At 55.7% G+C, this 22,882-nt stretch carries 19 protein-coding genes and 4 tRNA genes; 17 read left to right on the top strand and 6 right to left on the bottom strand.

Annotated elements, in window-relative coordinates:
* The first annotated feature begins 229 nt into the window (after positions 1-229).
* From wecA to D5066_RS21605, 15 genes are all read left to right on the top strand, one after another.
* Positions 230-1,330, top strand: coding sequence for a UDP-N-acetylglucosamine--undecaprenyl-phosphate N-acetylglucosaminephosphotransferase (wecA, locus tag D5066_RS21675; RefSeq protein ID WP_119917181.1), 1,101 nt, complete (start codon positions 230-232; stop codon positions 1,328-1,330).
* A 16-nt stretch (positions 1,331-1,346) separates the two neighbouring features.
* Positions 1,347-2,393 carry an ECA polysaccharide chain length modulation protein gene (gene wzzE, locus D5066_RS21670; RefSeq protein ID WP_080330359.1) on the top strand — a complete coding sequence of 349 codons (1,047 nt, stop codon included), beginning with the start codon at positions 1,347-1,349 and terminating at the stop codon, positions 2,391-2,393.
* Positions 2,394-2,449: 56 nt separating this feature from the next.
* Positions 2,450-3,580, top strand: a complete 1,131-nt coding sequence (wecB, locus tag D5066_RS21665) for a non-hydrolyzing UDP-N-acetylglucosamine 2-epimerase (protein WP_119917180.1) — start codon at positions 2,450-2,452, stop codon at positions 3,578-3,580.
* Entirely contained in the window at positions 3,577-4,839 is a 1,263-nt protein-coding gene (gene wecC, locus D5066_RS21660) for a UDP-N-acetyl-D-mannosamine dehydrogenase (protein ID WP_119917179.1), read from the top strand. Before wecB ends, wecC begins: the two co-directional genes overlap by 4 nt.
* A complete protein-coding gene (gene rffC, locus D5066_RS21655; RefSeq protein ID WP_119917178.1) occupies positions 4,836-5,525 on the top strand; it encodes a dTDP-4-amino-4,6-dideoxy-D-galactose acyltransferase in 690 nt (229 codons plus the stop codon). Before wecC ends, rffC begins: the two co-directional genes overlap by 4 nt.
* A 4-nt stretch (positions 5,526-5,529) precedes the next feature.
* Positions 5,530-6,660: a dTDP-4-amino-4,6-dideoxygalactose transaminase gene (gene rffA / locus D5066_RS21650; RefSeq protein WP_080330363.1), complete on the top strand. Its 1,131-nt coding sequence runs from the start codon at positions 5,530-5,532 to the stop codon at positions 6,658-6,660.
* Position 6,661: 1 nt separating this feature from the next.
* A complete protein-coding gene (gene wzxE, locus D5066_RS21645; RefSeq protein WP_119917177.1) occupies positions 6,662-7,912 on the top strand; it encodes a lipid III flippase WzxE in 1,251 nt (416 codons plus the stop codon).
* Positions 7,909-8,988 carry a TDP-N-acetylfucosamine:lipid II N-acetylfucosaminyltransferase gene (locus D5066_RS21640; protein ID WP_119917176.1) on the top strand — a complete coding sequence of 360 codons (1,080 nt, stop codon included), beginning with the start codon at positions 7,909-7,911 and terminating at the stop codon, positions 8,986-8,988. The genes wzxE and D5066_RS21640 overlap by 4 nt, the downstream gene beginning before the upstream one ends.
* Positions 8,985-10,337, top strand: a complete 1,353-nt coding sequence (wzyE, locus tag D5066_RS21635) for an ECA oligosaccharide polymerase (RefSeq protein WP_119917175.1) — start codon at positions 8,985-8,987, stop codon at positions 10,335-10,337. The genes D5066_RS21640 and wzyE overlap by 4 nt, the downstream gene beginning before the upstream one ends.
* 12 nt (positions 10,338-10,349) lie before the next feature.
* Complete coding sequence (wecG, locus tag D5066_RS21630) at positions 10,350-11,090, top strand: lipopolysaccharide N-acetylmannosaminouronosyltransferase (protein WP_119917174.1); 741 nt, start codon at positions 10,350-10,352, stop codon at positions 11,088-11,090.
* Between the two features lie 197 nt (positions 11,091-11,287).
* Positions 11,288-12,673, top strand: a complete 1,386-nt coding sequence (gene thrP, locus D5066_RS21625; RefSeq protein WP_119917173.1) for a bifunctional threonine/serine APC transporter ThrP — start codon at positions 11,288-11,290, stop codon at positions 12,671-12,673.
* A gap of 102 nt (positions 12,674-12,775) precedes the next feature.
* Positions 12,776-12,852 (top strand) — tRNA-Arg (locus D5066_RS21620).
* 64 nt (positions 12,853-12,916) lie between these two features.
* Positions 12,917-12,992, top strand: a tRNA-His gene (locus tag D5066_RS21615).
* 22 nt (positions 12,993-13,014) lie between these two features.
* Positions 13,015-13,100: transfer RNA gene (locus D5066_RS21610), tRNA-Leu, on the top strand.
* A gap of 45 nt (positions 13,101-13,145) precedes the next feature.
* Positions 13,146-13,222: transfer RNA gene (locus D5066_RS21605), tRNA-Pro, on the top strand.
* A 506-nt stretch (positions 13,223-13,728) separates the two neighbouring features.
* Here D5066_RS21605 and D5066_RS21595 read toward each other — a convergent pair.
* The 5 genes from D5066_RS21595 to hemC all read right to left on the bottom strand — a co-directional run bounded on the left by D5066_RS21595 (position 13,729) and on the right by hemC (position 19,201).
* The gene (locus D5066_RS21595; RefSeq protein WP_119917171.1) at positions 13,729-14,940 is read right to left on the bottom strand and encodes an MFS transporter; all 1,212 of its coding nucleotides are present in this window, start codon (positions 14,938-14,940) and stop codon (positions 13,729-13,731) included.
* Positions 14,941-15,109: 169 nt separating this feature from the next.
* Complete coding sequence (hemY, locus tag D5066_RS21590) at positions 15,110-16,309, bottom strand: protoheme IX biogenesis protein HemY (protein WP_080330401.1); 1,200 nt, start codon at positions 16,307-16,309, stop codon at positions 15,110-15,112.
* Between the two features lie 2 nt (positions 16,310-16,311).
* On the bottom strand, positions 16,312-17,502 hold the full coding sequence (gene hemX, locus D5066_RS21585; protein WP_119917170.1) for a uroporphyrinogen-III C-methyltransferase: 1,191 nt from the start codon (positions 17,500-17,502) through the stop codon (positions 16,312-16,314).
* A gap of 20 nt (positions 17,503-17,522) precedes the next feature.
* Positions 17,523-18,263, bottom strand: a complete 741-nt coding sequence (gene hemD / locus D5066_RS21580; RefSeq protein ID WP_119917169.1) for a uroporphyrinogen-III synthase — start codon at positions 18,261-18,263, stop codon at positions 17,523-17,525.
* Positions 18,260-19,201 (bottom strand): hydroxymethylbilane synthase, encoded by a 942-nt coding sequence (gene hemC, locus D5066_RS21575; protein ID WP_165853366.1) that lies wholly within the window; start codon positions 19,199-19,201, stop codon positions 18,260-18,262. The genes hemD and hemC overlap by 4 nt, the downstream gene beginning before the upstream one ends.
* Before the next feature lie 350 nt (positions 19,202-19,551).
* Here hemC and cyaA point away from each other — a divergent pair, with 350 nt between their 5' ends.
* A complete protein-coding gene (gene cyaA / locus D5066_RS21565; protein WP_080330374.1) occupies positions 19,552-22,095 on the top strand; it encodes a class I adenylate cyclase in 2,544 nt (847 codons plus the stop codon).
* Between the two features lie 92 nt (positions 22,096-22,187).
* On the opposite strand, the gene cyaY is transcribed toward cyaA, so the two are convergent.
* Positions 22,188-22,508 carry an iron donor protein CyaY gene (gene cyaY / locus D5066_RS21560; protein WP_003860816.1) on the bottom strand — a complete coding sequence of 107 codons (321 nt, stop codon included), beginning with the start codon at positions 22,506-22,508 and terminating at the stop codon, positions 22,188-22,190.
* A gap of 135 nt (positions 22,509-22,643) precedes the next feature.
* On the opposite strand from cyaY, the gene lptM reads away from it, so the two are divergent.
* Entirely contained in the window at positions 22,644-22,847 is a 204-nt protein-coding gene (lptM, locus tag D5066_RS21555) for an LPS translocon maturation chaperone LptM (RefSeq protein ID WP_119917166.1), read from the top strand.
* Positions 22,848-22,882 lie beyond the last annotated feature (35 nt).

Here is a 22,882-nt window from a genome sequence, read left to right as displayed (position 1 = left end):
CAGCGAACGCCACGTTTTTACGTGGCGTTTTTCTTTTATGGGCTATACGCTAGTACCGCCTACTCCCAATTTTGACCGGTCAGTGCGACAATAAGATAATTCGCACAGTAAAAACATTAATAGCTTGAATAATAAACAAATGGAACTGTAAGAGGTTTGCTTTATAACTTCAGGCTCAGCGCCTTGATGGTTATACTTCCTTGACTAACATTTGTTGAGAACATCCATTGTGAACCTACTTGATACGTTTACTGAACTAACCAGTATTTTCTTATTTACCACCTGCTTTTTGTTTCTGGCACGTAAGGTGGCGAAATATCTGGGCTTAGTGGATAAACCTAATTTCCGTAAGCGTCATCAAGGCATGATCCCTTTGGTTGGGGGGATCTCTGTTTTCGCAGGCATCTGCTTCACGTTTGCTATCGCGGATTACTATATTCCGCATGCCAGGCTGTATCTCTCTTGCGCCGCGGTTCTTGTCGTGATCGGCGCGCTTGACGATAGATACGACATTAGCGTCAAAATTCGCGCCTTTGTTCAGGCCGCTGTCGCTATTGCAATGATGGTGTTTGCAAAACTGCATTTGAGTAGCCTGGGCTACATTTTTGGTTCCTGGGAGATGGAGCTCGGCCCGTTCGGCTATTTCCTGACGCTGTTTGCCGTGTGGGTGGCGATTAACGCCTTCAACATGGTTGACGGTATTGATGGTTTGCTGGGAGGCCTATCCTGCGTCTCATTTGCCGCCATTGGTTTTATTTTATGGTTCGATGGGCAATATAGCCTCGCCATGTGGTGTTTCGCCATGATTGCGGCCATCCTGCCTTATATCCTGTTAAATCTCGGCGCATTGGGCCGACGTTATAAAGTCTTCATGGGCGATGCGGGTAGCACGCTTATCGGCTTTACTATCATTTGGATCCTGCTTGAAACCACTCAGGGCGATGTACATCCCATCAGTCCGGTAACGGCATTATGGATTATCGCCATCCCCTTAATGGATATGGTTGCGATTATGTATCGCCGCCTGCGTAAAGGGATGAGTCCATTCTCTGCTGACCGTCAGCATATTCATCATTTGATCATGCGAGCCGGATTCACTTCCCGACAGGCATTTGTGCTTATTACGCTGGCGGCTGCTATTCTAGCGGGTATTGGCGTGACGGCGGAATATACGCACTTTGTGCCTGAGTGGGCCATGTTGGTATTGTTCTTGCTAGCATTTTCTCTCTACGGCTACTGCATTAAGCGCGCATGGAAAGTGGCGCGATTCATAAAACGTATTAAGCGCAGGATGCGACGTAACAGTGGCAAAAACACAACATTAACTTAATAAAACCGGGACTATGATGACTCAACCGTTGGCGGGAGCGAAATCAGTGGTAATAGAGAATGAACTGGACATTCGGGGTTTGTTTCGCGTGTTATGGGCAGGCAAACTTTGGATAGCGGGGATCGCGCTGGGGTTTGCACTGCTGGCGCTGGCCTACACGTTCTTTGCAAAACAAGAGTGGAGCGCCACGGCAATTACGGACAGACCAACGGTTAATATGCTCGGAGGGTACTACTCCCAGCAGCAATTCCTGCGAAACCTGGATATTAAAGCCAACCTTGCCACCCCGGACCAGGCTTCCGTTATGGATGAGGCCTACAAAGAGTTTGTGATGCAGCTGGCCTCGTGGGATACACGCCGCGATTTCTGGTCCCAGACGGATTACTACAAACAGCGTCGGGTTGATAACACCAAAGCCGATGCTGCGCTGCTGGACGATCTGATTAACAACATTCAGTTCATGCCGGGCGATGCGCTGCGTAACGTCAATGACAGCGTCAAGCTGATTGCGGAAACCGCGCCGGACGCCAACAACCTGTTGCGCCAGTACGTTGCGTTTGCCAGCCAGCGTGCCGCAAGCCATCTGAATGAAGAGCTTAAAGGTGCCTGGGCAGCCCGCACTATCCAGATGAAGGCGCAGGTCAAACGTCAGGAAGAGGTGGCAAACGCCATTTTTGCGCGCCGCGTCCATAACATCCAGCAGGCGCTGAAAATTGCGGAACAGCACAATATTTCCCGTACCGAGACGGATGTCCCGGCTGACGAACTGCCTGATTCGGAAATGTTCCTTCTTGGTCGCCCTATGCTGCAGGCGCGTCTGGAAAACCTGCAGGCCGTTGGGCCTGATTTTGACCTCGACTACGATCAAAACCGCGCGATGCTTAATACGCTTAATGTCGGCCCATCCCTGGACCCGCGTTTTCAGACCTATCGTTATTTGAGAACACCTGAAGAACCTGTAAAACGCGACAGTCCGCGCCGCGCATTCCTGATGATCATGTGGGGGATTGTGGGCGCACTCGTTGGTGCTGGCGTGGCGTTAACGCGTCGTCGTACAAACTAAGAACGCCGTTTACAATGAAGGCTGCGGCCTTCATTGTCTAATCGAAGAGAATCGATGTGAAAGTACTTACCGTATTTGGCACCAGGCCGGAGGCCATTAAGATGGCGCCTCTGGTTCATGCGCTGGCCAGCGATCCTGATATTGAAGCGAAGGTCTGCGTCACGGCTCAGCACCGTGAGATGCTCGATCAGGTCTTAACCCTCTTTTCCATCGTCCCGGATTACGATCTCAATATTATGAAGCCGGGACAGGGATTGACGGAAATAACCTGTCGCATACTGCAGGATCTCAAGCCGATCCTGGAATCATTCAAGCCTGACGTTGTCCTGGTACATGGTGATACCACGACAACGATGGCAACAAGCCTGGCCGCGTTTTACCAGCGTATTCCCGTCGGCCACGTTGAGGCGGGTCTGCGCACCGGCAATCTTTATTCTCCCTGGCCGGAAGAGGCCAACCGCACGTTAACGGGCCATCTGGCGATGTACCACTTTGCGCCAACGGAAAACTCTCGTCAGAACCTGCTGCGCGAAAATATCGCCGATAACAAAATCTTTGTGACCGGCAATACGGTCATTGACGCGTTAATTTGGGTACGCGATCGCGTACTGGAAAACAGCGATCTGCAGGAACAACTTGCCGCCCGCTATCCATTCCTCAATAACGGCAAAAAAACCATTCTGGTGACTGGCCACCGTCGCGAAAGCTTTGGCCGGGGCTTTGAGCAAATCTGCCACGCGCTGGCTGAAATCGCCGCGCAAAACGACGATGTGCAAATTGTCTACCCGGTACACCTTAACCCTAACGTCAGCGAGCCGGTCAACCGTATTCTGGGCCACGTCGAAAACGTTCTGCTGATCGAACCGCAGGACTACATGCCGTTTGTCTGGTTGATGAACCACGCCTGGCTGATCCTCACCGATTCCGGCGGTATTCAGGAAGAAGCCCCCTCGCTCGGCAAGCCGGTGCTGGTGATGCGCGAAACCACTGAACGCCCGGAAGCGGTTAAAGCGGGGACGGTGCGTCTGGTCGGCACCAACGCGCAGCTCATCGTCGAAGAGGTCACGCGCCTTTTGCAAGACGATGAAGCGTATCAGGCGATGAGCCGAGCCCACAATCCTTATGGCGACGGGCAGGCTTGTGGCCGTATTTTGCATGCACTTAAACACAATCGGGTATCGCTATGAGTTTTACTACCATCTCTGTCATTGGTCTTGGCTACATTGGCCTGCCTACTGCGGCTGCGTTTGCCTCTCGTCAAAAACAGGTTGTCGGTGTGGATATCAACGCACGGGCGGTAGAAACCATTAATCGTGGCGAAATTCATATTGTGGAGCCCGATCTTGACCGCGTGGTGAAAGAGGCGGTTGATGGCGGCTTCCTGCGCGCCAGCATGACGCCGGTGGAAGCGGATGCGTATCTGATTGCCGTTCCAACGCCCTTTAAAGGCGACCACGAGCCCGATATGGTCTACGTCGAGGCGGCGGCAAAATCCATTGCTCCTGTGCTGAAGAAAGGGGCGCTGGTGATTCTGGAGTCGACTTCTCCCGTCGGCGCTACCGAGCAGATGGCGCAGTGGCTTGCCGACGCGCGTCCTGATTTACGCTTCCCACAGCAGGCCGGTGAGCAGGCGGATATCAACATCGCCTACTGCCCGGAGCGCGTGCTGCCGGGGCAGGTGATGGTCGAACTGATTAAAAACGACCGGGTGATTGGCGGCATGACGCCGGTCTGTTCTGAACGCGCCAGCGCGCTGTACAAGATTTTCCTGGAAGGCGAATGCGTGGTGACCAACTCACGCACCGCCGAGATGTGCAAGCTGACGGAAAACAGCTTCCGTGACGTTAACATCGCCTTTGCTAACGAACTGTCGCTGATCTGTGCCGACCAGGGCATTAACGTCTGGGAGTTAATCCGCCTGGCGAATCGCCATCCGCGCGTCAACATTCTCCAGCCAGGCCCGGGCGTGGGCGGCCACTGTATTGCCGTGGACCCGTGGTTTATCGTGGCGCAGAACCCGGCGCAGGCGCATCTGATTCGCACCGCACGTGAAGTGAACGACAGCAAGCCTCACTGGGTGCTCAATCAGGTTAAAGCGACGGTAGCGGATTGTCTGGCAGAGAGCGGCAAGCGCGCCAGCGAGCTGAAAATTGCCTGCTTTGGTCTGGCATTTAAACCCAACATTGACGATCTGCGCGAAAGCCCGGCGATGGAAATTGCTGAAATGATTGCTGAATGGCACAAGGGCGAAACGCTGGTGGTTGAGCCGAATATCCATGAATTACCGGCAAAACTGGCGGGGCACTGTACGCTGACGGCGCTGGATGACGCGCTGGCGACAGCGGACGTGCTGGTACTGCTGGTGGATCATAAAGAGTTTAAAGCAACGTCCGGTGATATCGTGCGTCAGCAGTATGTGGTTGATACAAAAGGTGTCTGGCGTTGAGTGAACTCCACGGCGTGCTTGAGTCCCTTGAGTGGGAAAGCACATTTTTTGCCCGCCCTTCGGCGATAGTCCGCTGGCGCGAGAATGCGCCTGCCCTGCAGGAAGCAGATCTCAGCGCCTGGCAGCGCGTGCAGGCTAAGATCCCGGCGGAGCGTGCTGACCTGCTTGATGCGCTCCAGCAGCAGGGTTTTCAGCTGGTCGAAGGTGAGGTAGACCTTTCCATCACCATCACCATCACCCTCACCCGGCACGATGCGTCCGGCGCGGAAATTGCAACGGAACAGGATATTCCTGTGCTGCGTCAGATGGCGGCCCGGGCGTTTGCGCAGAGCCGCTTTCGCACGCCCTGGTATGCGCCTGACGATAGCGGACGTTTCTATGCCCAGTGGATAGAGAATGCGGTTAAAGGCACTTTTGACCACGTCTGTCTGATTTTTCGTGCCGCGAACGGTCAGATCCAGGGATTTGTCTCCCTGCGCAAGCTCAACGAGCGCGAGGCGCGTATTGGCTTATTAGCCGGGCGCGGCATGGGTGAGAAACTCATGCAGGCGGCGCTGCACTGGGCGCAGCAGCAGCAGGTTGAGACGCTGCGTGTGGCGACCCAGGTGGGCAACACCGCCGCGCTTAAACGTTATATTGCGAGTGGTGCCAACATCGACGCCACCGCCTACTGGTTATACAGGTGACAAGATGATTCCATTTAATGCACCACCCGTTGTCGGAACCGAACTCGACTATATGCAGTCTGCCATGGGCAGCGGCAAACTTTGCGGTGACGGCGGTTTTACCCGCCGCTGTCAGCAGTGGATGGAGCAGCGTTTTCGCAGCGCTAAAGTGCTGCTGACCCCGTCATGCACGGCATCGCTGGAAATGGCGGCCCTGTTGCTGGATATCCAGCCCGGTGATGAAGTAATCATGCCGAGCTATACCTTCGTCTCTACCGCGAACGCGTTTGTCCTGCGCGGGGCAAAAATCGTCTTTGTGGATATCCGCCCGGATACCATGAACATTGATGAGACGCTGATTGAAGCGGCGATCACCGACAAAACGCGCGCGATTGTGCCGGTTCACTACGCGGGCGTGGCCTGTGAAATGGACACCATCATGGCAATCGCCAAAAAGCACAACCTGTTTGTGGTGGAAGATGCTGCGCAGGGCGTGATGTCCACCTACAAGGGACGCGCGCTGGGCACGATCGGCCACATCGGCTGCTTTAGCTTCCACGAAACGAAAAACTACACGGCGGGCGGCGAAGGTGGTGCGACGCTGATCAACGACCGGGCGCTCGTGGAGCGTGCGGAAGTGATCCGCGAAAAAGGTACTAACCGCAGTCAGTTCTTCCGCGGTCAGGTGGATAAATACACCTGGCGCGATATCGGCTCAAGCTACCTGATGGCGGATCTGCAGGCGGCATACCTGTGGGCACAGCTGGAAGCAGCGGAGCGAATTAATCTCCAGCGCCTGTCCCTGTGGCAAACCTATTACGATGCGCTTGAGCCGCTGGCAAAAGCCGGACGCATTGAGCTGCCAACGATTCCGGCTGGTTGCGTCCACAATGCCCACATGTTTTACATCAAGCTGCGCGATAACGACGATCGCAGCCAGCTTATTGCCTGGCTGAAAGAAGCCGAAATTATGGCGGTCTTCCACTATATTCCGCTGCACTCCAGCCCGGCGGGCGAAGCGTTTGGCACGTTCGCGGGTGAAGACCGTTACACCACGAAAGAAAGTGAGCGTTTGCTTCGCTTACCACTGTTCTACAACCTCGCGCCAGTTAACCAGCGTACGGTGATCAATACCCTTCTGAGCTATTTCGGCTGATATGTCTCTGGCAAAAGCATCAGTGTGGACCGCCGCGTCCACGCTTGTAAAAATTGGTGCCGGACTGCTGGTCGTCAAGCTGCTGGCCGTCTCATTCGGACCTTCAGGCGTCGGGCTGGCGGGCAACTTTCGCCAGCTTGTTACCGTCCTTGGCGTTCTGGCCGGTGCCGGTATCTTCAACGGCGTGACCAAATACGTGGCTCAGCATCACGATGATGCGGCTCAGCTGCGCAGAGTGGTGGGCACCGCGTCGGCAATGGTCACGGGCTTTTCGACCCTGCTGGCGATTGTGTTTCTGCTGGCGGCGGCCCCCATCAGCCAGGGGCTGTTCGGGCATTCCCATTATCAGGGGCTGGTGCGTCTGGTCGCGCTGGTCCAGATGGGCATTGCCTGGGCCAATCTGCTGCTGGCGCTGATGAAGGGTTTTCGCGATGCTGCCGGGAACGCGCTTGCCTTAATCCTTGGCAGCGTCATCGGCGTGATTGCCTATTACTTCTGCTACCGCCTGGGCGGCTATGAGGGCGCACTGCTGGGGCTGGCACTGGTCCCGGCGCTGGTTGTTGTGCCTGCGGCGTTCATGCTGATGCGTCGGGGCGTCATCCCTCTGAGCTACCTGAAACCGCAATGGGATAAGGTGCTTGCCAGCCAGCTGGGTAAATTTACCCTGATGGCGCTCATCACCTCCGTCACGCTGCCGGTGGCCTACGTGATGATGCGAAACCTGCTGGCGGCGCATTACAGCTGGGATGAGGTGGGGATCTGGCAGGGCGTAAGCAGTATTTCGGATGCTTACCTCCAGTTTATTACGGCTTCCTTCAGCGTTTATTTGCTGCCAACCTTATCCCGGCTGACGTCCAGGCAGGATATTACCCGCGAAATTTCCCGCTCCCTGCGTTTTGTATTACCCGCAGTGGCGGCGGCCAGTTTGACCGTCTGGTTATTGCGCGATGTCGCCATCTGGCTGCTGTTCTCGGCGAAGTTTGTTGCCATGCGCGATCTCTTTGCCTGGCAGTTGGTGGGTGATGTGCTAAAAGTGGGTGCTTACGTTTTCGGCTATCTGGTGATTGCGAAAGCCTCTTTGCGGCTGTATATCCTGGCAGAAATTAGCCAGTTTGCGTTACTGACGGCATTTTCACACTGGCTGATACCCGCGCACGGTGCGCTGGGGGCGGCTCAGGCCTACATGGCAACCTATATCGTTTATTTCGCTGCCTGCTGCGGCGTATTTTTATTGTGGCGTAAACGCGCATGACTGCACTGATTCACATCCTGGGATCGGACATCCCACACCATAACCAGACCGTTTTGCGGTTCTTCAATGACGAGCTGGCATCGGGCAATCCTGATGCACGCGAGTTTATGGTTGCAGGTCAGGATAAGGGCCTGAGCGCTGCGTTTCCGGCGCTGACAATCGCCTTCTGGCCGGATAAAGCCACGCTGGCGAAGGCGGTCATTGCCAAAGCTAAAGCGGATCGTGAGCAACGTTTCTTTTTCCACGGGCAGTTTAATACTGGCTTGTGGCTGGCACTGCTTAGCGGGGGGATTAAGCCCTCCCAGTGCAGCTGGCATATCTGGGGAGCCGATCTCTACGAAGTCTCCCGCGGCTGGAAATTCCGTCTTTTCTATCCGCTGCGCCGTATGGCGCAGGGAAGGGTGGGCTGCGTTTTTGCCACCCGTGGCGATCTGAATTATTTTACGAAGCAGCACCCGAACGTGCGCGGTGAGCTACTCTATTTCCCAACCCGTATGGATCCGGCGCTGAACACCATGGCAAATAGCGCGGTTCGCGACGGCAAGCTGACGATCCTGGTGGGGAATTCCGGCGACCGCAGTAACGAACATGTGGCCGCGCTCCGGGCGGTACACCAGCAGTTTGGCGACACGGTGAACGTGGTGGTGCCGATGGGGTACCCGGCTAACAACGATGCCTACATTGATGAGGTTCGCCAGCAGGGGCTTGCGTTATTTAGCGAAGAAAATCTGCACATTCTCAGCGAAAAGCTGGAGTTTGATGACTACCTTGCGCTGCTGCGAAAATGCGATCTTGGCTATTTCATCTTTGCCCGCCAGCAGGGGATTGGTACGCTGTGCTTGCTGATTCAGGCCGGTATACCGTGCGTGCTCAACCGTGAAAACCCGTTCTGGCAGGATATGGCCGAGCAGCATATTCCGGTACTGTTTACCTCAGACACGCTGAACATTGAGGTGGTACGTGAAGCACAGCGCCAGCTCACGCTGGTGGATAAAAATAGCATCGACTTTTTCCGTCCGAATTACCTCACGCCGTGGCATCGCGCGCTGCGTATCGCATCAGGAGACAACGCATGAGTCAGTTGCAGTTTAGCGGCTTGCTGGTTGTCTGGCTTCTGAGCACGCTGTTTATCGCCACGCTTACCTGGTTTGAATTTCGCCGGGTGCGCTTCAATTTTAACGTGTTCTTTTCGTTACTGTTCCTGCTGACCTTCTTTTTCGGCTTCCCGCTGACCAGCATTCTGGTCTTCCGTTTTGACGTGAGCGTCGCACCGCCGGAAATTCTTCTCCAGGCCCTGCTGGCGGCGACATGCTTCTATGCGGTTTACTACGTCACCTATAAAACGCGTCTGCGGCCCGCGCAGGCTGCTGCCCCGCGTCGGGCGCTCTTTACCATGAATCGGGTGGAGACCCACCTGACGTGGGTGATGCTCATGACCATCGCCCTGGTCAGCGTCGGCATCTTCTTCATGCATAACGGCTTCCTGCTGTTTAAGCTCCACTCCTACAGCCAGATTTTTTCGGCTGAAGTCTCAGGCGTGGCGCTTAAGCGATTCTTCTATTTCTTCATCCCGGCGATGCTGGTGATCTTCTTCCTGCGTCAGGACAGCAAAGCGTGGCTGTTCTTCCTGGTCAGTACCGTTGCGTTCGGTATTCTGACCTACATGATCGTGGGCGGTACGCGCGCCAACATCATCATCGCTTTTGCTATCTTCCTGTTCATCGGCATCATCCGCGGCTGGATCTCGCTGTGGATGCTGGTTGCGGCAGGCGTGTTTGGCATTGTGGGGATGTTCTGGCTGGCGCTGAAGCGCTACGGGATGAACGTGGCGGGCGACGAGGCGTTTTACACGTTCCTCTACCTGACGCGCGATACCTTCTCGCCGTGGGAAAACCTGGCATTGCTGCTGCAAAACTACGACAAGATTGATTTCCAGGGGCTGGCGCCGATTGTTCGCGACTTCTATGTGTTTATCCCGAGCTGGCTCTGGCCAGACCGCCCTGGCGTGGTGGTCAACACTGCGAACTATTTTACGTGGGAAGTGCTGAACAACCATTCGGGCCTGGCGATCTCGCCAACCTTGATTGGCTCCCTGGTGGTGATGGGTGGAGGCTGGTTTATCCTGCCGGGCGCGTGTGTCGTAGGGTTGATTATCAAGTGGTTTGACTGGCTTTACGTGCGCGGTAACGAAGAGACCAACCGCTATAAAGCCGCCATTTTGCACAGTTTCTGCTTTGGTGCCATTTTCAATATGATCGTCCTGGCGCGCGAGGGGCTGGATTCATTCGTTTCGCGCGTAGTGTTCTTCATGGTCGTTTTTGGCATCTGCCTGTTACTGGCCAAACTGCTGTACTGGCTGTTCGACAGCGCAGGGCTTGTGCACAAGCGCGAGCCACAGGGCAGCACAACGCTGTCGCAAGTCTGAGTAGGGAAAGTAATGACTGATAAAACTTCTGCACCGCGCTATGCGCTACGTAGCCTGCAGCTTATTGGCTGGCGCGACATGCAGCACGCGCTGGATTTTCTGTTTGCTGACGGACAGATGAAATCCGGTACGCTGGTCGCCATCAATGCGGAAAAGATGCTGGCGGTGGAAGATAACGCCGAGGTGAAAAGCCTGATCGAGGCGGCCGAATTTAAATACGCGGACGGTATCAGCGTAGTCCGCTCCATTCGTAAAAAGTATCCTGGCGCTAATGTTTCCCGCGTGGCGGGTGCCGATCTCTGGGAGCAGCTTATGGCCCGCGCTGGTGCGGAGGGCACGCCGGTGTTCCTGATTGGCGGTAAGCCTGAGGTGCTGGCCCAGACCGAAGAGAAGCTGCGTCGCCAGTGGAAAGTGAATATTGTCGGCAGCCAGGACGGTTACTTTAAACCTGAAGACCAGCAGGCGTTGTTTGAACGCGTTCGCGACAGCGGGGCGAAAATCGTCACCGTGGCGATGGGATCCCCGCGCCAGGAGATCCTGATGCGCGACTGCCGTCTGGTCAGCCCGGATGCACTTTATATGGGCGTTGGTGGCACCTACGATGTCTTTACCGGCCACGTGAAGCGCGCACCGAAGATTTGGCAAAATATGGGGCTGGAGTGGCTCTACCGCCTGCTCTCCCAACCCACCCGCATTAAACGACAGATCCGTCTGCTTCGTTACCTCACCTGGCACTATACCGGTAAGATGTAATCAAAATGTAGCGCGATATACTGTTCGCGCTGCAATTCGCCTGCAAAGCTGCTGATAATTTGTGCAATGCATTCATTTTTTTAATGCATCGTTTGCCATTTGGCCGATTTTAAGAAACCATTCGCACCGTATTTTAGTACCCCTAAAAAACAATAACCGGTATTAAGCCGGGAAACAGCAAACACAATCGAGGATCTATGGCAGAGAAACAACCGGAGCTACAGCGTGGGCTGGAAGCTCGTCATATCGAACTGATAGCGCTGGGCGGCACTATCGGCGTGGGCCTGTTTATGGGCTCCGCAAGCACGCTCAAATGGGCAGGCCCTTCCGTATTACTGGCGTATATCATCGCCGGGCTGTTTGTTTTCTTCATTATGCGTTCGATGGGCGAAATGCTCTTTCTGGAGCCGGTAACCGGTTCCTTCGCCGTTTACGCGCACCGTTATATGAGCCCGTTCTTTGGCTACCTGACGGCCTGGTCATACTGGTTTATGTGGATGGCGGTGGGCATCTCTGAAATCACCGCGATAGGGGTCTACGTCCAGTTCTGGTTCCCGGACATGGTCCAGTGGATACCCGCGCTTATTGCCGTGGGGCTGGTGGCCCTGGCAAACCTGGCCGCCGTGCGCCTTTACGGTGAAATCGAGTTCTGGTTTGCGATGATCAAAGTGACCACCATCATCGTGATGATTGTTATTGGTCTGGGCGTGATTTTTTATGGCTTTGGCAACGGCGGACATGCCATCGGTTTTGGCAACCTGACTGAGCACGGCGGCTTCTTCGCCGGCGGCTGGAAGGGCTTCCTGACGGCGCTGTGTATTGTTGTGGCCTCGTATCAGGGCGTGGAGCTGATCGGGATTACCGCCGGTGAAGCGAAAAACCCGCAGGTCACGCTGCGTAGCGCGGTGGGCAAAGTGCTGTGGCGCATCCTGATTTTCTACGTGGGCGCGATCTTCGTTATTGTGACCATCTTCCCGTGGAACGAAATCGGCACAACGGGTAGCCCGTTTGTTTTAACCTTTGCGAAGATTGGGATTACGGCGGCAGCAGGGATTATTAACTTCGTGGTCCTGACGGCAGCGCTGTCAGGCTGTAACAGCGGGATGTACAGCTGTGGCCGTATGCTCTACGCGCTCGCGAAGAATAACCAGCTGCCTGCGGCGATGAGTAAAGTCTCACGTGCTGGCGTGCCGGTAGCGGGTGTGGCGGTCTCCATTGCTATCCTGCTGATTGGCTCCTGCCTGAATTACATCATTCCTAATCCGCAGCGCGTGTTTGTTTACGTCTACAGCGCCAGCGTGCTGCCGGGTATGGTGCCGTGGTTTGTTATCCTCATCAGCCAGCTGCGTTTTCGCCATGCACACAAAAAAGCGATCGCCAGCCATCCGTTCCGCTCGATTCTGTTCCCGTATGCGAACTATTTAACGATGGCGTTCCTGATTTGTGTATTAATTGGAATGTACTTTAATGAAGATACCCGCATGTCGCTGTTTGTCGGGCTGATCTTCCTGGCGGCTGTGACGGCTGCGTATAAGCTTTTTGGCCTGGGTCGCCGTGCCACCACGCAGAAAGTGGAGGAATAAGCGGCAAAATGTGCAAACCATAACCAAACGCGCATTTTTTTCAAAAAAGCACTAGACAGCGGGGACGGAGGTACGTAATATCCAGCCCCGCAACGGCGCTAAGCGCCCGTAGCTCAGCTGGATAGAGCGCTGCCCTCCGGAGGCAGAGGTCTCAGGTTCGAATCCTGTCGGGCGCACCATTAACCCGGTGCTGGAGCTGCGGTGGTCTGAGAAGTAGTCAGTACCGCGTGAAAGAATACAGTGGTGGCTATAGCTCAGTTGGTAGAGCCCTGGATTGTGATTCCAGTTGTCGTGGGTTCGAATCCCATTAGCCACCCCATTATTTGAAAGAGTTGTGAATTGCGAAGGTGGCGGAATTGGTAGACGCGCTAGCTTCAGGTGTTAGTGTCCTTAGGATGTGGGGGTTCGAGTCCCCCCCCTCGCACCACGACTTTTTAAATGAATTGAACTAAAAATTCAAAAAGCAGTACATCGGCGAGTAGCGCAGCTTGGTAGCGCAACTGGTTTGGGACCAGTGGGTCGGAGGTTCGAATCCTCTCTCGCCGACCAATTTTGAACCCCGCTTCGGCGGGGTTTTTTGTTTTCTGCACTTTTTATCTCTGTAGCGATCCCCCGACAGCGCTATTTCTCATTGTCGCGATTCAGCGACATGTAATCATCTGAAAAAAAATAACTTTCCGTTTTGTTACTTTTTAGCGTCTCCTCCAGGCAACATATTACTGCCTCGGGCAATACGTTATCGGGCTTCAGACGCTGCTTAATAGAATAATTTCCTTTTATCTTAAAATGTTGCGCTACGTAAAAGTTCTGCGTGTAAATCTGGCACGTTACGTGCAATAATATACGTGTAGATGCTCATTCCATCTCTTATGTTCGCCTTAGTGCCTCATAAACTCAGGAATGACGCAGAGCCATTTACGGTGCTTATCGTCCACTGACAGATGTCGCTTCGGCCTCATCAGACACCATGGACATAACGTTGAGTGAAGCACCAAATATGTTGTCTTACAGACCTGTTTTAACGCCTGCTTTTATAGCAGGCGTTTTTTTATGCCTTATTCCCGATAAAAGCGCATGATGAGGGCAACCATCAGCAGAGCCGCTGACGAAACCATATAAAGCGCCTGTACTGAGCCAAACCCTGATGCCGCGATCGCGGCTAATCCGGTAAAAAGAGAGGCACTGAGCGTTTGCCAGCGCCAGGCTTTACCGCTGGCTACAGCGGTTTGCGTGGCCTGAAAACTACTGAGCACGCCAAACGTACCCGCCGCAAAGAGCACGTTTGAGGCCAAATGCGCGACAAAGATCATCCCCAGCGCATACCCTGTCCAGCCGGCCATAAACGGCAGCATTCCATAAGCGGCCAGAAAGATGCCGAGGCAAAGCAACAGTCGCGGCGTATGAGCCGCAAAACGCGTCAGGCTGTCTCTTTTCAGCAGCAAAGGACCGCAAAGCTGCCCCATACTTCTTGCGAAAAGCAGAGGCAGAGCAAGGCCCGCCGCATCCTGAGGACGGAGCTGCTGGGCCAGCGCCGGAAGAAGCGCCATCGCGGGTGACCCGACGGCGGCCAGCGCCGGCAAAATGAGCAAGCTGCGTTTCTGCCGAACGGTCAATGTCTGCCAGCGCAATGTCGCTGAAGCCCCTTTCTCCACATGGCCGGTGCGTGACGCCGAAGAAAGCAGGCGTCCTGCCAGCCATAACATGACCAGCGACCCGAGAAAGCTGATGGCATCAATGGTCAGCAAGGCGAACACGGGTATCTTCGGAAAAAGCACCACGCCCAGCCCGGTACCTAACAACACCTGAGACGCAAAAATCACATTTTCCAGGCAGGTGGCGGCAGGCAGTTCCGTTTCGCTAAGGCCACGCTTGAAGAGCAGCGTCAGGGCGGGCCAGCTTATCCCGCTGAGCAGCGCTTCGGTGGACTGCACGGCGAGTAACGCTGCAACACTATGATAACCCACGCCAAGCAGGGGGAAGAGCAGGGCAAGTAAGCCCAGTCCTTCGGTCAATATCAGCAGAGATACCGGAGAATAGCGCGAACACAGCCTTTCGCCGAGTATGCTGCCGATAAACCCCGGAACCGTGGCGAACAGAAAAGCGAGGGTCAGTAGCGCTGGCGGGGCCGACCACGCTAACAGCAGGCCGAAGACGACGACCTGGGTTAACCCATTTCCCAGAGAAGAGAAGATAAAAGCACAGGCAAGCAGGCGCAGCCAGCGATGGCAGCGCAGCGCTTCAATAAACGCGTACAAAAGCGAATTCATGACGATTTCCTTTCAGAAACGATTTAGTCCATGCGCAAATCGCGCATGTGCGAAAAAAGGTTAATGAAAAGATATCGTTACATTGGCGGGTTCGTTTGCAGTTGTCGGTGTAAAGAATGTAGCAGGAGAACCTTGATAAAAAAAGGAGGCCGTCTGGCCTCCTGCTGAATTACTGCTGCGTTCCGTTATTTTGCAGCGTCAATAGCAGCCCATCACGCCGCATGGCTGCGGCTTCTTCTGGCTTATGCTGTTTGTCCAGCGTATCGGCAAGCCACGCGTAGTCAAACGCGTCCGGACGCTGTTTCAGCGCCGCACGGAAGGCGAGGCTCGCCTCCTGCCATTCGCCGTGCTTCATCAGCGACTGGCCCAGCGTACTCCACAGCAGAGGACGGTCACCGACGGTTTTAATCTGCTGGCGCAGCACTTTTTCGACCTGCTCAGGGTTATTGGTTTTCAGGCGCGGGATCACCATCACCAGACGATCGTCGTACTGGCGCTTCAGGCCGTCGAGAAGGATCTCCTGCGCGGTGTCATGATCGTCACATTCAATAAGGTGTTCCGCCATGGCAACCTGTAGCGGGATCTGCTGACGCGTTTTCCGGCTCTGATTCTTCCACCAGGTTTTCAGACCATCACTGCCCAGATCGGCGCGCGCCTGATCCATCAGCCCAATCCACGCCAGACGCTGAAGCTCATCACGATGCTCATCATCACCCACCTCGGCTTTGGCCATCGACGGAATAATGTCCAGCAGCGAGCCCCACGCGCCGGTACGAATATAAGCCTGTTCAGCAAGACGCAGCACTTCGGGGTGACGTGGCGCGATTTCCAGCAGACGGTCAATGCCGTGGCGCGCCGCGTGGTTCTCATTGCGCGCCAGCTGCAGGCGAACGCGGGTAATTTCTACTGGGATCGGGTCGCCAGACGCCAGTTCTGATGCACGTTCCAGATGCTGGTTAGCGCGGGCTTCATCACCGCGCTGCTGGGCCGCTTCGGCGGCCAGAAGATAGTTCACCACCGGCTGTTCTGCGTGATCGGCGTTTTTCGACATCAGCTTTTCAACCTGCTGATAATCGCCTTCGGCCAGCTTCAGCAGTGCTTGTTCCGTTTGCTTACGGGCGCGGCGACGCTTACGACCAACGAACCAGCCGCGTGTATGGGCACCGGTACGGAAAATACGGCGCAGGATCCATTCAACGGCAAGCAGAACCACGACGCCGAGGATCAGAACGATCGCCAGCCCCGTTACGCTGGTTTCAATGTTGTAGTTGTCGGTCTGGATCAGGACGTATCCCTGATGGCCCGCAAGCATCGGCCCCAGGACGATCCCGGCGATCAGCAGGATGAAGAGTAAAAGGACTTTTAGCATCATTACTCTCCCTGTGGCGCGCTTTCAGGCGCTGGTGCCGCCGCTGTGCCAGTCTGCTCGGCGGGAACGCCCGGCTGCGCCAGCAGGTTACGCACGCGCGTCTGCATCAGCTTCTCCAGAATCGGCTGGCTGGCCAGCTTATCCGGCACGTTCATGGTGATGTTCTGCTGGCTCAGCTTGTCGATATCTTCGAGGAACGCGGTCGTCGTCGCGTCATCAGTATTGTAATACGCACGTACCCACGTCGAGACGTTATCCAGCGCCTGCTTGTAGGTCTCTTCCTGATGGCGCGGCACGGCCTGCGCCGCGACCAGCAGCCGGGAACGGATGTTTTCGCGCAGGTAGATATCCTGATTTGGCGCCAGCAGCGGCACGGCGGTTTCATCGCGGCGACGGATGGTAATGAAGCTGTCCATAAAGTTCTGCCAGCTTTTCTGCAGGTTTATGCGCCATTCGCTCAGGGAGCTGGACAGCTCGGTACCGTCAGAGTCCATCGGGGAGTCGTCGTCGTTGTTATCCGCCAGCTGCAGATTATCTATTTGATTCGAAAGCTGGTTCACCTTGAGGATAATGCCGTCGTAATCCACCTGTGAAACAGCGGAGAGGCTGGCGATATCTTCGGTAATCGCACGGCGCGCGGTAATGAGGCTCGGGTCGTTCATGTCGGCCAGGCTCGCATCGGCGCTTTTCAGCAGCGCGGCGGCGGTGGTCACGTCCTGATCGCTCCACAGTTTACGCCCGGCGAGTTTAACGAGGAAATCGGCCTGCGAGAGCAGCCAGGTTTTGGCATCGGTGCCGGAAATCGTAGCGACTTTCTGCTGCACGTCGCCCAGCTGTTTGGTCAGCTCTTCCTGTTTGCTGTTCGCCTCGGCAAGCGCGGCGGCCTGCTGCTTAATCACCGCTTCCAGCTCGGTTTTCTGCGTTTCCTGGGCTTTTTGCAGGGCAGTGAGCTGATTCACCAGCGCATCGCTGGTGGCCGTCTGGTTGGAGCCCTGTTGCTTCACCAGACCATACAGGCCAACGCCTGCGGCCAGCGCAATGGCGATGGCAATCGCGCTCAGCGCGAGGCTGGTTTTGTTGCTGCCGTTTTTCTTCTCAGCGGTTTTCTCAGTCGTCGTCTCTGGCTGTGGCGTCGTCTCCACAGTCTCCCTGGTCTCTTCAACCACGGCGGAGGATTTTTCGTGTTCCGTCATTATGGCTTCCCATTTGAGAGTTATTGTAATGCGCGCAGCAGCGCATCGTTGTCGGCGTTATCAGCGATCCGAATATCCTGCCAGCCCAGTTCCCGGGCGAGGTTCGCCAGACGCTCACTGACGACCAGAAGCCGACAGCGGAGTAACCAGTTTTCGCGATACCAACGCGGTATCAGCGACCAAAGCTGTTGTAACATTTCACCGCTGGTAACCACTAGCGTATTAATGCCGCGCGCGTGCCAGCGCATCGCCTCTTCCGCGCCGTCGTAGTGTTTCGCACAGCGCTGGTAGCACTCGACAAACGTGACGTCAGCCCCGCGTTCGCGCAGCGTTTCGCCCAGCAGTTCGCGGCCACCGTTGCCGCGCAAAATAAGCGCGCGCTTTCCGGCAATAGTTTGTAATTCAGGTAATTGTAGCAAGACTTCGCTGATTTCCCGATCCAACGGGTAGCGAACGTCTGTTCCACTCACGGTATGTAGGGCCAGCGCGGTGGTTCTGCCGATAGCGAAGTAGCGCGGAGCGGTCGGCCAGCGTGTCCCCGCCTGTTGCAGCTGCGCGTGGGCAAATTCCACGGCATGCTGCGATAGCGCAAACAGCAGGTCGCCGTCCTGCAGGGTATTCATCTGGTCGGCGAGCGCAGAGAGCTCCCGACCGGGGGAGAATTCAATCAGCGGAAAACTCCAGGCCACCTGCCCCAGTGCGCGCAGACGGCTCACTAACTGCTCTCCTGCGGGAGAAGGGCGGGTGACAAGAATACTCATGCTGGGGGTTCTCCGTTATAGACCTCGGTCAGAATTTCACGCGCGCCGTTATTCAGCAACTCTTCCGCCAGCGACACGCCAAGCTGCTCGGCATCCTGCGGCTTGCCGCGACGTTCGCCGCGCACCATCTGCGAACCGTCCGGGGCGCCCACCAGCGCGCGCAGCCACAGTTCACCGTCTGTTAATTCAGCATAGCTGCCAATCGGCACCTGACACCCTCCTTCGAGGCGGGTGTTCATCGCCCGCTCGGCTTTTACGCGAATAGCGGTCTCGTCATGGTTCAGCGGGGCGAGCAGTTCGCGGGTGCGCGCATCGTCCAGACGGCACTCAATGCCGACGGCACCCTGGCCGACGGCCGGCAGCGACAGCTCTGGCGGCAGCGCCACGCGAATACGTTCCTCCAGCCCCAGGCGCTTCAGGCCAGCAACGGCAAGAATAATGGCATCGTAATCGCCGTTATCCAGCTTGCCCAGACGCGTGCCGACGTTACCGCGCAGCGAGCGGATGATAAGGTCAGGACGACGCTCTGCCAGCTGACACTGACGGCGTAAACTGGACGTGCCAACCACGCTACCTTCTGGCAGCGCGTCGAGGGAGTCATAGTGGTTAGAGACAAACGCATCGCGCGGATCTTCGCGCTCGCAGATGGTCACCAGCCCCAGCCCTTCCGGGAACTCGACGGGCACGTCCTTCATCGAATGAACGGCGATATCGGCGCGGTTCTCAAGCAATGCCAGTTCCAGCTCTTTGACAAACAGGCCCTTGCCGCCCACTTTCGCCAGTGGCGTATCCAGGATCACGTCACCGCGCGTGACCATCGGCACCAGCTCGACGCGCAATCCACTGTGGCAGGCTTCAAGGCGCTGCTTAACATAATGTGCCTGCCAGAGCGCGAGAGGGCTTTGGCGTGTGGCAATTCTCAAAACATTGTCTAACATGCTTGTTACCGTCATTATCAATCGCTAACCATCCTAACATTGTTGACTCTGGGATGGCAGTTTTACGGTTGATGAAGCGTGAGAGGGACAAGGCGGCGTATTCGTCAGCCGTAGCCGTATTCAGGAATTTACACGTACAGAACGGTGCTACACTTGTATGTAGCGCATCTTTCTTTACGGTCAACCGGCAAGGTGTTAAATTGATCACGTTTTAGACCATTTTTTCGTCGGTACCACCATAATGATAAGGGCGAAAAAAGGGTAACGGTTATCTTTTTGAAATACTGCGGGCTCGCTGTTATTCGTGTTTTGAATAGCTTACGACACCCGGAAACATCAGGCGATACGTCTTGTACCTCTATATTGAGACTCTGAAACAGAGACTGGATGCCATAAATCAACTGCGTGTGGATCGCGCGCTTGCTGCCATGGGCCCTGCTTTCCAGCAGGTGTACAGTCTGCTGCCGACATTATTGCACTATCACCATCCGCTGATGCCGGGCTACCTCGATGGTAACGTTCCCCAGGGCATTTGCCTCTTCACGCCTGATGAAACCCAACAGCATTATCTGAACGAACTGGAACTCTACCGCGGCATGCCGCCGCAGGAATCCCCGAAAGGTGAGCTGCCGATTACCGGCGTTTACTCGATGGGAAGTACCTCATCGGTAGGGCAGAGCTGTTCTTCAGACCTGGATATCTGGGTCTGCCATCAATCCTGGCTCGATAACGAAGAGCGCCAGCTGCTGCAGCGTAAATGTAGCCTGCTGGAGAGCTGGGCGGCGTCGCTCGGCGTGGAAGTGAGCTTCTTCCTGATTGATGAAAACCGTTTCCGTCATAACGAAAGCGGCAGTCTGGGTGGTGAAGACTGCGGCTCGACTCAGCACATCCTGTTGCTGGATGAATTTTACCGTACTGCCGTTCGTCTGGCCGGGAAGCGTATTCTGTGGAATATGGTCCCGTGCGAAGAAGAAGAGCATTACGACGACTACGTCATGTCGCTTTACGCGCAGGGCGTACTGACGCCAAACGAATGGCTGGATCTGGGCGGCCTCAGCTCCCTGTCCGCCGAAGAGTATTTTGGCGCAAGCCTCTGGCAGCTCTATAAGAGCATCGACTCACCGTATAAAGCGGTGCTGAAAACGCTGCTGCTGGAAGCCTATTCCTGGGAATACCCTACGCCGCGCCTGCTGGCGAAAGATATCAAGCAGCGTCTTCACGACGGGGAAATTGTCTCTTACGGGCTCGATGCCTACTGCATGATGCTGGAACGCGTTACCGAATACCTGAAAGCCATTGATGATTCCACGCGCCTTGACCTGGTGCGTCGATGTTTCTATCTCAAAGTTTGTGAAAAGCTGAGCCGCGAGCGCGCCTGTGTGGGCTGGCGTCGTGAAGTGGTCAGTCAGTTAGTGAAAGAGTGGGGATGGGACGAAGCGCGTCTGTCCATGCTCGATAACCGCGCCAACTGGAAGATCGATCAGGTGCGTGAAGCGCACAACGAACTGCTCGACGCGATGATGCAAAGCTATCGTAACCTGATCCGCTTTGCGCGCCGCAATAACCTCAGCGTGTCCGCCAGCCCGCAGGATATCGGTGTATTGACCCGTAAGCTGTACGCCGCGTTTGAAGCGCTGCCGGGCAAAGTGACCCTGGTTAACCCGCAGATTTCGCCTGACCTGTCTGAACCAAACCTGACCTTTATCTACGTGCCGCCGGGCCGCGCAAACCGCACCGGGTGGTATCTGTACAACCGTGCGCCAAGCATGGACTCCATCATCAGCCATCAGCCGCTGGAATATAACCGCTACCTGAACAAGCTGGTGGCGTGGGCCTGGTTTAACGGCCTGTTGACCTCGCGCACGCGCCTGTTTATCAAGGGCAACGAGGTCGTCGATTTAGCCAAGCTGCAGGAGATGGTTGCCGATGTTTCGCACCACTTCCCGCTGCGTCTGCCAGCGCCAACGCCAAAAGCGCTCTACAGCCCGTGCGAGATCCGCCATCTGGCGATTATCGTCAACCTGGAGTACGACCCGACGGCGGCCTTCCGCAATCAGGTGGTCCATTTTGACTTCCGCAAGCTGGACGTTTTCAGCTTTGGCGAGCAGCAAAACTGCCTGGTGGGCAGCGTAGACCTGCTGTACCGCAACTCGTGGAACGAAGTGCGTACCCTGCACTTCAACGGCGAGCAGGCGATGATCGAAGCGCTGAAAACCATTCTCGGCAAGATGCACCAGGACGCCGCGCCGCCGGACAGCGTCGAAGTGTTCTGCTACAGCCAGCACCTGCGCGGTTTAATTCGTACCCGCGTGCAGCAGCTGGTCTCCGAATGTATCGAACTGCGTCTCTCCAGTACCCGTCAGGAGACCGGACGCTTTAAAGCGCTGCGCGTCTCAGGCCAGACCTGGGGCCTGTTCTTCGAGCGTCTGAACGTGTCGGTCCAGAAGCTGGAAAACGCTATCGAGTTCTACGGCGCGATTTCGCACAACAAGCTGCACGGCCTGTCGGTTCAGGTGGAAACCAACCACGTCAAGCTGCCACAGGTAGTGGACGGCTTTGCGAGCGAAGGGATTATTCAGTTCTTCTTTGAAGAGTCGGGCGACGATGCCGGGTTCAACATCTACATTCTGGATGAGACCAACCGTGCCGAGGTGTATCACCACTGTGAAGGCAGCAAAGAGGAGCTGGTGCGCGACGTCAGCCGCTTCTACTCTTCCTCGCATGACCGTTTCACCTACGGCTCCAGCTTTATCAACTTCAACCTGCCGCAGTTCTACCAGATTGTGAATGTGGATGGGCGAGCGCAGGTGATCCCGTTCCGTACGCAGGCGATTGCCCCTGCCGTGCCTGCGAACCAGGATACCGCACCGCTGTTGCAGCAGTATTTTTCCTGAGGCTTTTCGCCGGGTGGCGGCTACGCCTTACCCGGCCTACGGTTCGAGCCGTTGTAGGCCCGGTAAGGCGTAGCCGCCACCGGGCAACAAAACTACCTGAAACTCACATCCTCACCCGCCTGCGCCGTCGCCGCCTGCTCCAGCAGATCCCAGAACGTTTCGCCGCTGCGGTCGCAAACCCACTCGTCACCCTTCAAATCAAAGTGATAGCCGCCCTGTTTGGCCGCCAGCCACACCTGGTGAAGCGGCTCCTGGCGGTTAATAATAATTTTGCTGCCGTTTTCGAAGCTCAGGGTCAGAATGCCGCCGTTGATTTCACAATCGATATCGCTGTCGCCGTCCCAGTCGTCGATACGTTCTTCGATGGTCATCCACAGGGTGTCGGCAAGGCGATGGAATTCACTGTCGTTCATGGTTTTGTTCCTGTTTTTCGTGATGGCGGCAGTATAACGCTAAATAATTCCCGTTGCAGGAAAGCGGCAAACTCTTGCTTTTGTGTCTTCTCCTGCGATGATAGAAACAGATTTGAACTTACGAGCAACTTTATAATGAAAAACGTCTTCCGAACGCTTGCCGTTCTCATCACGCTGTTTAGCCTGACCGGCTGTGGACTGAAGGGACCACTCTACTTCCCGCCAGCGGATAAAATCGCACCGCCGCCGACAAAACCGGTGAATAGCGGCATTGAGTCTTCCACGCCAAAGACTAACGATCGTGGCGACAACGGTGGCCCGACTCAGGTTAACCTCTGACGACAACGTTCTGTACCCGCGCAATGGAGCAAATG

Source organism: Enterobacter chuandaensis (genome assembly GCF_003594915.1).
GTDB lineage: Bacteria > Pseudomonadota > Gammaproteobacteria > Enterobacterales > Enterobacteriaceae > Enterobacter > Enterobacter chuandaensis.
The sequence above is the reverse complement of the archived record's forward strand: the minus strand, read 5'-3'. Positions and strand labels throughout refer to the sequence as shown.